The sequence below is a fragment of the Streptomyces dengpaensis genome, from assembly GCF_002946835.1.
GTDB classification, from domain to species: Bacteria; Actinomycetota; Actinomycetes; order Streptomycetales; family Streptomycetaceae; genus Streptomyces; species Streptomyces dengpaensis.
In genome coordinates this window covers 7,859,032-7,872,052 of record NZ_CP026652.1, presented here as the reverse complement: position 1 = coordinate 7,872,052, position 13,021 = coordinate 7,859,032, and the positions used below count along the sequence as shown (strand labels likewise).

At 70.3% G+C, this 13,021-nt stretch carries 11 protein-coding genes and 1 pseudogene; 7 read left to right on the top strand and 5 right to left on the bottom strand.

Going from position 1 to position 13,021, the window contains the following annotated elements; translation table 11 throughout:
- Nucleotides 1–109 precede the first annotated feature (109 nt).
- Nucleotides 110–268 (top strand): annotated as a pseudogene (locus C4B68_RS43770) (oxidoreductase); the annotation flags it as partial.
- Between the two features lie 94 nt (nucleotides 269–362).
- A complete protein-coding gene (locus C4B68_RS36685; RefSeq protein WP_099502300.1) occupies nucleotides 363–1,328 on the top strand; it encodes an acetylxylan esterase in 966 nt (321 codons plus the stop codon).
- A gap of 60 nt (nucleotides 1,329–1,388) precedes the next feature.
- On the opposite strand, the gene C4B68_RS36680 is transcribed toward C4B68_RS36685, so the two are convergent.
- Complete coding sequence (locus tag C4B68_RS36680) at nucleotides 1,389–2,237, bottom strand: GAP family protein (protein ID WP_240634588.1); 849 nt, start codon at nucleotides 2,235–2,237, stop codon at nucleotides 1,389–1,391.
- 159 nt (nucleotides 2,238–2,396) lie between these two features.
- Between C4B68_RS36680 and C4B68_RS36675 the strand changes: the two genes are divergently transcribed.
- From C4B68_RS36675 to C4B68_RS36660, 4 genes are all read left to right on the top strand, one after another.
- The gene (locus tag C4B68_RS36675) at nucleotides 2,397–3,095 is read left to right on the top strand and encodes a hypothetical protein (RefSeq protein WP_240634587.1); all 699 of its coding nucleotides are present in this window, start codon (nucleotides 2,397–2,399) and stop codon (nucleotides 3,093–3,095) included.
- A 113-nt stretch (nucleotides 3,096–3,208) separates the two neighbouring features.
- Nucleotides 3,209–4,561, top strand: coding sequence for a Dyp-type peroxidase (locus tag C4B68_RS36670; RefSeq protein ID WP_240634586.1), 1,353 nt, complete (start codon nucleotides 3,209–3,211; stop codon nucleotides 4,559–4,561).
- 55 nt (nucleotides 4,562–4,616) lie between these two features.
- Nucleotides 4,617–5,735: a catalase family protein gene (locus C4B68_RS36665; protein ID WP_099502304.1), complete on the top strand. Its 1,119-nt coding sequence runs from the start codon at nucleotides 4,617–4,619 to the stop codon at nucleotides 5,733–5,735.
- Nucleotides 5,736–5,908: 173 nt separating this feature from the next.
- A complete protein-coding gene (locus C4B68_RS36660; RefSeq protein WP_099502305.1) occupies nucleotides 5,909–7,075 on the top strand; it encodes a serine hydrolase domain-containing protein in 1,167 nt (388 codons plus the stop codon).
- Nucleotides 7,076–7,148: 73 nt separating this feature from the next.
- Here the strand turns inward: C4B68_RS36660 and C4B68_RS36655 are convergent, their stop codons facing one another.
- The 4 genes from C4B68_RS36655 to C4B68_RS36640 form a co-directional block, all read right to left on the bottom strand.
- Nucleotides 7,149–8,612 (bottom strand): MFS transporter, encoded by a 1,464-nt coding sequence (locus tag C4B68_RS36655; protein ID WP_099502306.1) that lies wholly within the window; start codon nucleotides 8,610–8,612, stop codon nucleotides 7,149–7,151.
- Nucleotides 8,602–9,294 (bottom strand): SDR family oxidoreductase, encoded by a 693-nt coding sequence (locus tag C4B68_RS36650; protein WP_099502307.1) that lies wholly within the window; start codon nucleotides 9,292–9,294, stop codon nucleotides 8,602–8,604. The genes C4B68_RS36655 and C4B68_RS36650 overlap by 11 nt, the downstream gene beginning before the upstream one ends.
- A complete protein-coding gene (locus C4B68_RS36645) occupies nucleotides 9,291–10,259 on the bottom strand; it encodes an acyl-CoA thioesterase (RefSeq protein ID WP_099502308.1) in 969 nt (322 codons plus the stop codon). The genes C4B68_RS36650 and C4B68_RS36645 overlap by 4 nt, the downstream gene beginning before the upstream one ends.
- A 163-nt stretch (nucleotides 10,260–10,422) precedes the next feature.
- Entirely contained in the window at nucleotides 10,423–11,331 is a 909-nt protein-coding gene (locus C4B68_RS36640; protein WP_099502309.1) for a class I SAM-dependent methyltransferase, read from the bottom strand.
- Nucleotides 11,332–11,385: 54 nt separating this feature from the next.
- On the opposite strand from C4B68_RS36640, the gene C4B68_RS36635 reads away from it, so the two are divergent.
- On the top strand, nucleotides 11,386–12,990 hold the full coding sequence (locus C4B68_RS36635; protein ID WP_099502356.1) for an alpha-amylase family glycosyl hydrolase: 1,605 nt from the start codon (nucleotides 11,386–11,388) through the stop codon (nucleotides 12,988–12,990).
- Nucleotides 12,991–13,021 lie beyond the last annotated feature (31 nt).

Genomic DNA, 13,021 nt, shown 5'->3' with positions numbered 1-13,021 from the left:
GATCAGGGCGCGGCTATTCCCGGCCCTCGGGAGAGGGCATCTGCCCGGGCAGCATCTGATGGTGCGGCTCACCGCCGACGACGGGTATGTGGCGCAGCGCCACTACTCCATGACGGCCGCACATGTGGCGCCGCTCCTGGCCGAGCAGCCTCCCGGTGGGTGGGAGGCCTATGTGTGCGGCTCCAACGGATTCGCGGAGCACGCCTCGCGGTTGCTGGTGGAGGCCGGTCAGCCCGTGGACCGGATTCGCATCGAGCGCTTCGGCTGAGGCGGCGAACGGCTGAAAAGCATGGCCTGGCGGCCTTTTCACCGTGCACATACGGTGTGATCACCCGCACCCTTGATGTCAAAGGTGGTCCTTCATGGCCGTGTTCGACCTGCCCCTCGACGAGCTCCGCGAGTACCGCAGCGCGTCCGCCGAGCCCGAGGACTTCGACGCCTTCTGGGCCAAGACGCTCCAGGAGGCCCGTGAGTACGACCTCGAGGCCCGCTTCGAGCCGGTCGAGACGCCCCTCAAGACCGTCAAGGTCTACGACGTCACGTTCGCCGGATTCGGCGGGCACCCGATCAAGGGATGGCTGACCGTGCCGGCGTGGGCCAACTCGCCGCTGCCCGCGGTCGTCGAGTTCGTCGGATACGGCGGCGGACGCGGCCTCGCGCACACGCATCTGCTGTGGGCCTCGGCGGGCTTCGCGCACTTCGTGATGGACACGCGTGGCCAGGCCAGTGCCTGGGGCGGCGGCGACACCCCGGACCCGGTGGGCAGCGCACCCGCGTTCCCCGGCTTCATGACGCGCGGGGTCGAGAACCCCGAGGACTACTACTACCGGCGGCTGTTCACGGACGCGGTACGCGCCGTGGAGGCGGCCCGCGCGCATCCGCTGGTCGACCCGGCGCGCACGGCGGCCCTCGGCGGGAGCCAGGGCGGCGCCATGACCATCGCGGTGGGCGGTCTGGTCCCCGACCTGGCCGCGGTCGCCCCCGATGTGCCCTTCATGTGCGACTTCCCGCGCGCCACGGCGATCACGGACCGCACCCCCTACCGAGAGGTCGGCAACTACCTCAAGACCCACCGCGGCCGCACCGGCCAAGTCATGCGGACGCTCTCCTACTTCGACGGAGTGCACTTCGCCGCGCGCGGCCGGGCCCCCGCCCTGTTCTCGGTCGCCCTGGAGGACCTGACCTGCCCGCCGTCGACGGTCTTCGCGGCGTACAACGCGTGGGCGCACGACGACAAGAAGATCGAGGTGTACGACTTCAACGACCACGAGGGCGGCGGCCCCTACCAGGAGGCGGCCCAGTTGCGCTGGCTGCCCTCGTACCTCTGAGGCACCCGCGATCATCGACTCGCCGCACACTCAAGGCGGCCACGCGCATGGGTAAGCCCGTCAGGAAGTGAGGATGGAGATGCCGTCTCCGAGCAGTTTCAGCCCGAGAACGAAGAACAGGACGGCCATCACGGCGACATTGTGCTGAGCTGCCCAGTCTTTCCAGGTGCCGAGCGTGGTTCTGGCTCGCTCTCCGCCTAGTAGGAAGACTCCCAGTGGGGCCAGAAGGCCGAGGGTGGCGATCACGACGAAGATCGCCAGCGATGCGATCTGCTGCCCGACCGGCAGTCCGGCTGAGCCGATCGCAGCGCCAGCGGCGATGGTCAGCGGGGCGTTCTTGGCGTTGAGCGCGGCCAGGCCCGTTCCGAGTCCGAAGACCTTGACCGGCGTGAGGCGGTCGATCGCGCCCATCCACTTCGGCAGTTGGGCTTGCGAGGGATCCTTCGGGCGCCGGTGCCACTGCCGGGCGCCGAAGAGAACGAGGAACACACCCAGAGCGAGCTTGAGAGCTCCCACCCAGGTGGCCGGTTGATTGTGGGCCGAGGCACCTGCGGGGGAAGCGATCGCCAGCATCACGGCACCCAGTGCCGAGAGCCCCAGGATCCAGCCGCCGGCGAACAGCAGTCCGTTGAGACGTCCCCGAGGTGTGGCGAGTATGAGGATGATGGCGATGATCGGGAGCGGGCTGATCGCGACGCCGGCCGCAAAGCCCAGCACGTCACCGAGAACTTTGCCCATGGTTGCCTCCGGGTGGCGATCCAGTGGAGCAGGGGGCTCGGCGGAAGCGGGTGACCCAACCGCCTGGGCGGCGCAACGGGTTGCTGTGCGGTCGGCTGCGACACCGTCTTCACGGCCGCGCGGAAGTGGCTGCCCGAGAATGGTGATGCCGACGTACTCGGCACGTCCCACCCAGATCCATCTTCCTGCGCCTGGCCGGATCTGTCCTCAGGAGCTTCTCGGGACCCGAGGACCCCGGCATTGGCCTGCCGCACCGGGCATGCCGGACCCCGCAGTTGCCGGAGCTTCTCAAAAATCCGCCCCAGGAGACCACAACGCCCAGGGGCCGAGATGCGAGGCAGCGCATCGGCGGTGAGGATTGAAATTGTGAGGGCGATGGCGCCTCATGTCGGGGCGCTGGGCGACCCTCGCACCGATCTGTGGCAGGAGAACCTCGCGATGACTGCGACGCCAGGCGCAACCCAGCCGGCTTACCCCGAGCACCCGGGCAGGACGGATGGGGTGTGTAACGAGTTCACGGTTTTCACCAAGATCAAGCCGGGCGAGGCCGATGCGTTGCGTGAGGATCTCGCCGCGCTCGCCGACGCGGCGGATGACGAGAGGGTCCATGCGGCGGTGCGCCAGATCGGCACGCTGCATGACGCACGGCATGTGATTTTCGACAACGACACCCGGTTCATGTTCGCCAGCGTCTTCGACGGCTCCTGGGACACCTACATCGACGACTTCGCCAAGACGGTGGTCGGGGCGCGCTTCGACCAGGTCTTCTCGCACAGCGAAGGGTTCCCCGGCGTCAGCGATCCAGGGGTGAAGGACTGGTTCCTCGCCCACCAGGAGCCCGCGGGGGTCTTCGTCAGCGCCTATCCCGACCTGACCGTTCAGCAGATCTTCAAGGACCAGCGCGTGGACAAAGCGTTCCAGGAGGTGCTGGACACGGCCGAGTTCCGGGCGGCGCTGGACAACCCGGCCAACGCGGAGTTGGTGGCCACGCCCGCCTTCCAGAAGCTGCTGGGGGAAGCCGCGGCCTAGAACCCGGGCACAGCAACCCTCGGATCCGACCCGACGTCGGACCGCGTCGGCGGGCGCGGGCCTGCCGTTGCGGGGCTGTCCAGGCAGAGACCGATATGGAGGCACAAACGATCATGAGCACCGCGGACAGCTGCAGCGCGGCCGGCGTGAGCGTCGAGATCGACGACGTCCAGAGCGGGGCACTGCGTCCACGGCCGGTGCCGTACGAAGGGAAATTCGTCTTCCTGCGCGTCGATGACCGCCACGCCGGGCGCGCCCTGCTGCGGCGGCTGCTCCCGGTGACCTCAGGTGGTCTGCCCAGCGTGGACCGGAGCCAGGATGCCTGGGTGGCTGTGGCGTTCACCTATGAGGGGCTGAGGGCCCTGGGGGTGCCCCAGGAGTCACTGGACAGTTTTCCGCGGGCGTTTCGTGAGGGCATGGCCGCTCGGGCGGAGCTGATCGGAGACGTGGGCGAGAACGCCCCGGCCCACTGGGAGGCACCGTTCGGAACGGGCGAGGTCCATATCGCGTTGAGCGCCCTGTCTTCCGATGCGGCGCAGTTGGACAAGGAGCTGGAGCGGGCCCGCGTCGCCCTCGAGGACACGCCCGGTGTCCAGGTGATCTGGCAGCAGGATGTCCGCCAGCTCCCGACCGGGCGCACCACCTTCGGCTTCCGCGACGGCATCAGCCATCCGAACATCGAGGGCGTCGGACTGCCCGGCTCCAACCCGCAGGAAGTCCCCATCAAGACCGGCGAGTTCATCCTCGGCTACCCCGACGAAACCGGCAATCTGCCGCCCATGCCCAGCCCCGAGGTGCTGGGGCGCAACGGGACCTATGTCGCCGTACGCAAAATCCACACCAACGTGGCGGCCTGGCGACGGTACCTGCGCGCGAACAGCTCCAGCGCCGAGGAGGAGGCACTCCTGGCGGCGAAGATGGTCGGGCGCTGGCCCAGCGGGGCGCCGCTGGAGCTGTCGCCGGAGCACGATGATCCCGAGCTGGCGGCCGACCCGCACCGGATCAACAGCTTCCTGTACCGGGAGAACGACGATCGCGGCTTCCGGTGCCCCGCCGGTTCTCACATCCGGCGCACCAACCCCCGCGATGCCACCATCATCGGCGACGCACGGATGCACCGCCTCATCCGCCGCGGCACCACCTACGGCCCGCCGCTGCCCGAGGGCGTGCTGGAGGACGACGGCGCCGACCGGGGTCTCGTCGGTGTCTTCATCGGAGCCCACCTGGAACGACAGTTCGAATTCATCAAGGCCGAGTGGGTCAACGACGGCAACTTCATCGGCTACCCCGGCGAGAAGGACCCGGTGGCCGGGCATCACGACGGAACCGGCAGCGTCACCATCCCGGAGAAGCCGGTCCGGCGCCGCCTGCGGAATCTGCCCAGCTTCGTGGTGACCCGCGGTGGCGAGTACTGCTTCCTGCCGGGTCTGCGCGCCCTGCGTTGGCTCGCCGAACTGGAGGACTGAGGGGAGTTGTTACCCCCTCGGGTCGCACCCCGCTCTGCGAGGAGAGGTCGAAGTCATGGCAGCGCAGTTCGTCCCCTACACACCGGACGTCGAAGTCGATGACCCGCACTTCGAGCAGAACTTGCAGACGGTGATCGAAAAGACCGAGCGCTACATCGCCGAGTCGGTCAAGGCCGGCGGCACCGGACGGGCCCTCCGCGACGCCCACGCCAAGGGCTACGGGCTGGTCCGGGGGGAAGTGGAGATCCTGGACGGGCTGCCCCCTGAGTACGCCCAGGGCATCTACGCCACTCCGGGAACCCACGATGCGCTCATCCGCTTTTCGAACGGCTCGCCTCGCGCCGGAGCCGACGCGCAACTGGGCAGCGCCACCGGATTGGCGCTGAAGATCTTCGGCATCGACGGCCCGACCCTGCTGGAAGACGAACCGGACACAGGCACATTCGACTACGCCAACATCAACGCGCCGATCTTCTTCTGCAATACGGTCGAGCACTACCTGTTCATCCAGGAATTGTTCTTGAACGCGCCAGCCTATTTCTCCCAGGGCCGACCCGGCGCGCATCGTTTCTTCGCCGACTTCGTCACGGGAAAGGGAACGCTGGACCAGGACGACTGGGCGTGGGACGAGTTCCTGGCCTTCCTTCGCCTGTCAAAAATCCCCCCGGTCAACCTATTGCTTTCGAGCTATTGGACGATGGGCGCGGTCAGGCACGGGGACTACATCGCCAAGGTGCGCATCACCCCCGACCCGGACTTCGCCGCCGCGGTGGTCCGGCGTAACCTCAGCCCCGCCTCGGCGCCGGAGGTCTTCCGGCCGGCCCTGCAAGCCGAGTTGCAGGCGCGGCCCTACGCTTTCGACATCCAGGTCCAGCTCTGCACCGACCTGGAGCGCATGCCGGTGGAGGACACCACCGTGGAGTGGCCCGAGCAGCTCTCGCCGTCCGTCACCGTAGCCAGGCTGCAGTTGCCGCAGCAGGACATCTCCGGCCCGGAAAACCTGGAGAAGATGGACGCGCTGTCCTTCACGCCCTGGCGGGTCACCGCCGAGCACGCGCCCCTGGGCAACATCATGCGGACCCGCAAAGAGGTCTACCGGCACGCCTCCATCGAGCGCCACAAGCTCAACCAGCAGCCGCGCACAGAGCCCCGCAGCGCCGACGAGGTGCTGTGATCCCAGAGGGCGACAAGGTCTCCCTTCGGAAGCGGTGGCACGAGCCAGCCCATCGGTTCACTGTTCCTCACCCAGCAGATGGCGTCCCGTGGCTTCCCTCCTGTCCGACCAGTCGGTACGTTCAACGGGCCCGGCCCCTTCCAGGTCACCCGTGAACGCATGACGGAGGTCCCATGTCCCCGCACGCGCCTGATGTTCAAGGCCACTGTGACGCGCGTTTCTCGGCGGTGCGCGCCGCTTTCGAGGACAACTTCCGCGACCGCGGCGAACTGGGCGCGGCCGTGACGGTCATGCTCGACGGCGAGACCGTGGTGGACCTGTGGGGCGGCTGGGCCGACGCGGCACGCACCCGCCCCTGGGAGCGGGAGACGCTGGTCAACGTGTGGTCGACGTCGAAGGGGCCGGCCTCGCTGTGCGCGCACATCCTGGCGGACCGAGGGCTGCTCGACTTCGACGCCCCGGTGGCCACGTACTGGCCGGAGTTCGCGGCGGCGGGCAAGGAGTCCGTCCTCGTACGGCATCTGCTGTCGCACCGCGCGGGGCTGGCCGGTCTGCGCGAGCCGCACACGCTGGCGCAGCTCTGCGACTGGGACCTGACCGTCGAGCGACTCGCGGCGCAGGAGCCTTGGTGGGAGCCGGGGACACGGTCCGGCTATCACGCGCTGACGTTCGGCCACCTGGTCGGCGAGGTGGTGCGGCGGGTTTCGGGGCTGCTGCCGGGCGCGTTCCTGGAGCGGGAGGTGACCGGGCCGCTCGGGATCGACTTCACCATCGGACTGCCCGGCAAGGAGGCCGACCGGGCGGCCGAACTGGTGCATCCTCCGGCCGCATCGAACAGTGAACAGGCCGCGGTCTTCGCCCAGTTGACACCCGCGGCGCTGGCCGCCCTCACCAACCCGATCGTCGGCGCCGCCGAGGCCAACACGCCTCAGTGGCGGGCCGCCGAGATCCCGGCCGCCAACGGCCACGGCACGGCCCGAGCGGTCGCCGCGCTGTACGGAATCTACGCCGGGCGGGGCGCGTACGGCTCCCGGCAGGTGCTCTCGCCGGAGGCCGCGGAGCGGGTGCGCGAGGGGCAGGGCAGCTGTCGTGACCTGGTGCTGGGCGCCGGGTTCCAGAGCGAGACGGAGATCGGGCTCGGACTGTGGCTGAGTGGGCCCAACGGGTCGTACGGGCCCAACGCGAGGGCTTTCGGGCACGACGGCTTCGGTGGATCCTGCGGTCTCGCCGACCCGGAGGCGGGCGTCTCCCTGGGGTACGTCATGAACCGCATGGGCCCGCACATCGCCGACGACCCGAGGAAGATGGCCCTCGTCGACGCCCTGTACAGCGCACTCTGAGCCGTTCGGCGGTACCGTGCGGGGTCTGCCCGCCGAAGAGTGTGCCCCCGCCTGGGGCGGGGGCACACCCGACTCAGCTCTCCTCGGCCCGTCCGGGGGCGACGGGAGCGGCGCGTCGGGACCACGCCGTGGACGCCAGCGAGAGCGCCCCGCCGAGCAACAGCACGGCCACCACGACCCAGGTCGCGTAGCCGACCGCGTCGGTGAAGGCCACCCGTGGGTCGCGGACTTGGCCGACGCGGTCGTCGAAACGCGAGGTCATCAGCGTGCCGAGGACGCTGGTGCCGAGGACGGCGCCGATCTGGCGGGCCGCGTTGACCGTGCCACCCGCCTCGCCCTCGCGGCCGTGCGGCACATGGCCGACGGCCAGCGCGGTGGACGGCGCGTTGGCGAGACCGCAGCCGAGTCCGAAGACGGCGAAGGCGACGGCGTATCCGCCGAACGTCGTGCCGGGATCGACGCGCGCGAAAAGCGCAGCTCCGACGCCCGCGAGCAGCAGACCCACGGTGATCAGGAAACGCGGCCCCAGACGCCGTACGAGCACGCCCGCGAGCACCGAGGCGGCGATGAACGTACCGAATTCCGCGAGGAGTTGAGCGCCCACCTCCAACGCGCTCAGCCCTCGCACCCGCTGCAGCCACAGCACCTCAAGGAGAGCCAGGCCGACAAAGCCGAACAGAACGATCGCGGCGAGCACCAGTGAGGCGCCGTAGGACGGGTCGCGCATCAGGCGCAGGTCGACCATGGGGGCCGCACGGCGCAGTTCGATCACGACGAAGGCGGCGAGGAGCGCGACCGCCGCGGCGACGGCCGCGAGGGCGCGTCCGGAGCCGTAGCCGTGGTGGCCGCCGTCGATCAGCCAGAAGACCATCAGGGCGAGGCCGCCGATGGCCGTCAACTGGCCTGCCCAGTCGAGGCGTTGGGCAGGATTCCGCGACTCCTCCACATACCGGAGGGCGACGGCCGCGGCGAGCGCGGCGACGACGAGGTTGAGCCAGAACGCGGTGTGCCAGGTCCACCAGCGCAGGGCGAGGCCCGCAGTGAGGGGACCGATGGCGAGGCCCAGTCCCGAGGTGGCCGCCCAGGCGGCGATCGCGCCCGCCCGGCGGCGGGGGTCGGGGACGGCATGGGTGACGAGCGCGAGCGAGCTGGGCGTGATGAGCGCGCCGCCGAGGCCCGCGAGCGCCTGTCCGGCGAGGACGGCTGCCAGGTTCCCGGCGAGGACCAGCACCACGCCGCCCGCGGCCATCGCGGCGGCGCCGAGGAGGAAGACGCGCCGTCGTCCCCACCGGTCGGCGAGCGCGCCCGCACCGAGTACGCAGGACGCGACCACCAACGTGTACATGCTGGGCACCCACACCAGGTCGGCCGAAGCGACGCGCAGGTCGTCCTGCACCGCGCCGAGGGTGCCGATCGTCTGGGTGGTCTGCAGGAAGACGGTGAACAGGCCCAGGCAGGCGGCGATCAGGACCGGCAACGGGCGTTCCCGCCGGGCGAGTTGGGGCCCGGTCGCCGTGGCACGCAGGTCAGACGCCATCGGGCACCCCGCCGGACAGCACGGCCTTGACCTGGCGGGTGATGTCGTCGGCGAGCACTTCCTCCCGGCCTGCCTCGACCGCGTCGAGAACCTGCTGTACGACGTCGGCGGGGCTGGTCTTCGGTCCGTCGACCGTGGCCGCCATGTCGGTGTCGATGAACGCGGCGTGCACGCCGACCGTCAACGTGCCCTGCTCACGCAGCTCTTCACGGATCGCGTTCGTCATCGACCACGCGGCCGCCTTGGACACGCCGTACGAGCCGATGCTCGGGAGCGTGTGCCAGGACAGTACCGAGAGCATGTTGACCAGGGCCCCTCCGCCGTTCTTGGCGAGCACCGGCGCGAAGGCACGGCTCATGGCGAGCGTGCCGAAGAGGTTCGTCTCCAGCTCGGCCCGCGCTGCGTCGAGGGACTCGGCGGTGAGGAGCGAACTGCCATGCAGGATACCGGCGTTGTTGATGAGGAGATCGGTGTCCGCGCACCGCTCCGCGACCGCGGCCACGGCGTCCGGGTCGGTGATGTCGAGTGCGACGGGCGTGAGTCCGGGATCGGTCACGGCCCGCGGATCGCGGGCTGCCGCGTACACAGTACGCGCGCCCCGCTCCAGCAGCGAGAGCGCGAAGGCCCGGCCCAGCCCACGGTTGGCGCCGGTGACGAGCGCGGTGGCTCCGGTGATGCTCATACGGTCTCCTCCAGGAGGGAAGGGGCGTCCTGGGCGTTCCGGGCCATGGGAGCTGGGGTGTGGTTGGCGGTGTCGCGGGCGGCAGTCCCGTCGCCGGACCTGATCGCGACGACGCCGGCCTCGCTCACCGCGGCGCCGGTTTCGTGGGCACGCCCGTCGACGTCGCCCTCCCCGGCCCGCGCCTCCTGGACGACCCGGGCCTGTCGCGCGACGGCCAGGAGTCGCCCGTCCGCTGCCCATACCGTGCTGTCGTCGACGGCCCAGCCGCTGCCGGCCTGCTCGGTGCGGATACGGACCAGGGCCCAGCCGTGGGCGGCGCCGTCGTCCAGCGCGTTGGAGAAGTGAACGGTCAGCTCGGCGGTCGGTACGGGGCGCGGGGTGCGCCAGCTCGCGTAGAGGCCGGGCGGCAGGACGTCGGCGAGGGTGACGACCGCACCCGCGTCCAGGGGCCGGTCGTCGGCGAACCGCACCCAAGCGACGAGTTCCGCCCTGTCCCCCCCGGCCAGCGGCAGGGACTCGGTGGCGGGGCGTATCTCCAGCTGCCGGGCGAAGGGCGACAGCGCGACGGGCAGGTCGAGGAGGGGGCAGTCCAGCGGACCCGGGACGTCGGGGGCGCCCTTCCCGTCGTACGAGGGTCCTGGGCGGGGCGGGCCGAACACCGCCGAGCCGACGAGTACGGGCCTCCCGTCCTGGTGGCCGGTGAACGTGCGGGTCGAGGCGCGGCGCCCGGCCGACGGCACGGTCACGGAGAGGGCGAGGGGGGTCGCGTCGGCCGGGGCCAGGAAGTGGGTGGTCAGCGCGCGTACGGGCCCCGGCTCCTGTGCACCGCCCCAGTCCCGTACGGCGCCGAGTGTCGCTGCCGCGACGTGTCCACCGTGGGCGCCCGCCCATGACCTCCACCGGGGGTCGATCCGGGCCACGGCGTCGCTGTCGTTATGGCTGCTGTCAGGGGGTGAGGCCCTCATCGCGTTTTCCTCACACGATCGGTTCTGAAGGGGGCACGAGCCCATTAGTTTGAAAAGCAGACTCACCATATCGGAGCGAGTTTGAAAAACAAATGCTATCCCGGGCGTGCATATGCCCGACAGGTGGACCTGGGGGTCTACCCGACAAGCGGGACCTGGGCGTCTACAAGGGCGCCGGGGCGGTGCCCCGCCTGGCCACGACCATCCGGCATCGCGGGCTGCCGTCCCGCCGGTACCCGAAGTCGGGCAGCGCGTGCAGCTCCACCTCGAACCCGGCCGACGCCAGCTCCCGCTGAACGTCACCGAGCCGGAACGCCCGGTAGTACATGACGAACGCAGGACGCCAGACGGCGTTGCGTACCCGCATCACCGCGTCGAAGCCCAGCAGGGCCCAGTACCAGGGCGAGCTCGGCCGGGGCGGAGCCACGATCGGGAACGCGAAGCGCCCGCCGGGGCGAAGCACGGAGTGGACCTGGGAGAACAGGCCCGGCCGCTCACGCGGAAGAAAGTGCCCGAAGGCTCCGAAGCTCACGACCAGGTCGAAAACCGGACCGAAGGGGAGGGCACGGGCGTCCCCACGCACCCACGCGACGGCCGGCGGCCCGTCGTCACGCGTCCTCGCGCGCACGCTCGCCGGGTCGTGAGTCAACGGCTCGCGCCCGACCCCCAGATCGTCACGCACCTGCTCGCGCCCGACCCCCAGGTCATCGCCCAGCCGCTCACGCCCGACCCCCAGGTCATCACCCCACCGCTCGCGCCCGACCGCCAGACCGTCGCGCAACCGCTCCCGCCCAACGGCCAGCATCCCCGCACTGATGTCGACCCCGGTGACACTCTCCGCGCACAGCCCCGCCAGGACACCCATGCCCGCCCCGGTGCCGCAGCACAGATCGAGCCCGGTCCCGAACGGCCCCATGGGGCGCAGCGCCCGGCCCACCGCGTCGAGGATCGAGTCCGGTGTCCGGAACGGCGTGTGGTCGAACTTCGGCGCGAGCAGGTCGTAGCCGTGTTCGACGGACGAGAGGGCCTGGACGGCCAGTTCGCGGAGGGTCGGACCTTGCGGGGTGAACATCGCTTTTAGCTTAGGGGCAGCGGCCGACGTGTGGGCTGATCTATGGTCGCCGGCATGACTTCGTTCCGCCCCGCCCCCGCCTGGCTGGCCGACGCCGTCTTCTACCAGATCTACCCGCAGTCGTTCGCCGACTCCGACGGCGACGGCATCGGCGACTTCAACGGGATCACCGAACGCCTCGACCACCTCGCGTGGCTGGGCATCAACACCGTGTGGCTCAACCCGTGCTTCGTCTCACCGTTCCGCGACGCCGGATACGACGTCTCCGACTACCTCAACGTGGCGCCCCGCTACGGCTCGAACGATGACCTCGCCAAGCTCGTCGACGAAGCGGGCCGCCGGGGCATCCGCGTACTGCTGGACCTCGTGGCGGGTCACACCTCGGACGAGCATCCGTGGTTCAAGGCCGCAGCGAACGACCCGGCCGACGACCGGTACGTCTGGGCGCCCGAGGGCCATCCCGACGGCTTCGTCCCGTCCCCCGGGACCCGTCCGGGCGCGTACCTCCCGAACTTCTTCGCCTTCCAGCCCGCCCTCAACTTCGGTTATGCGCGCGAGAATCCGGCCGAGCCCTGGCGTCGGCCGGTCGACGCCGAGGGTCCCCGCGCCAACCGGGCCGCCCTGCGCGAGATCATGGACCACTGGCTGGGCCTCGGCCTTTCCGGCTTCCGCGTCGACATGGCCGCGTCGCTCGTCAAGGACGACGCCGGCACGACGGAGACCGCCAAGATCTGGACAGAGCTGCGCCATTGGATGGACGGCGCGCATCCGGACGCGGTGCTGCTCTCGGAGTGGGGCGAACCCGAGGTGTCCGTCCCCGCGGGCTTCCACGCCGACTTCTTCCTCCAGTTCGGCGGCCCCACCGACGGCCTCGCCCTGCGCTCGCTGTGGAGCAACGGCGAGGGCACGGTCGACGAGAACTGGGACCAGCTCGACTGCTTCTTCGACCCCAGCGGAAAGGGCTCGCCCCGCCCCTTCGTCGAGGCATGGCACCGGGCGTCCACCGCCCTCGGCCACAGCGGCTTCATCTCCTTGCCCAGCGCCAACCACGACTTCTCCCGCCTCAACTGCGGCCCACGCACGGCCGATCAGCTCCCCGCCGCCTTCGCCTTCCAGCTCACCTGGCCGACCCTTCCGGCGATCTACTACGGCGACGAGATCGGTATGCGCTACGTCCCGGACCTGCCCGAGAAGGAGGGCAGCGTCCTCGGCCCCCGCTACAACCGCGCGGGCTCCCGCACTCCCATGCAGTGGGACGACAGCGCGAACGCCGGTTTCTCCACCGCCCCGCCCGACCGCCTCTACCTCCCCCTCGCCCCGTCCCCGAACCGCCCGACGGTCGCCGCCCAACTCGCCGACGACACCTCCCTCCTCCACCTCGTACGCCGCCTCCTCGCGCTCCGCACTAGCTCGCCGGAGCTGGGGCCTGGCGGCTCGGTGGAAGTGCTGCACGCCGGGTATCCATTCGTGTACGTGCGGGGCGGGCGGTATCTCGTGGTCGTCAATCCGCGGCGCGATGCGGTGAGTTACGGCTACGACGGCGCCCGGGACGCCCGGGTGCTGGCGGCTTCGGGCATCCGTGTCGACGGCGACGGCACGATCACCGCGCACGGTTTCGCGTACGGCATCTTCGACCTCCGCCGAGGGGGCGGGCAGTGAGCCAACTGTCGTTCTCGACATACGCTCGGGC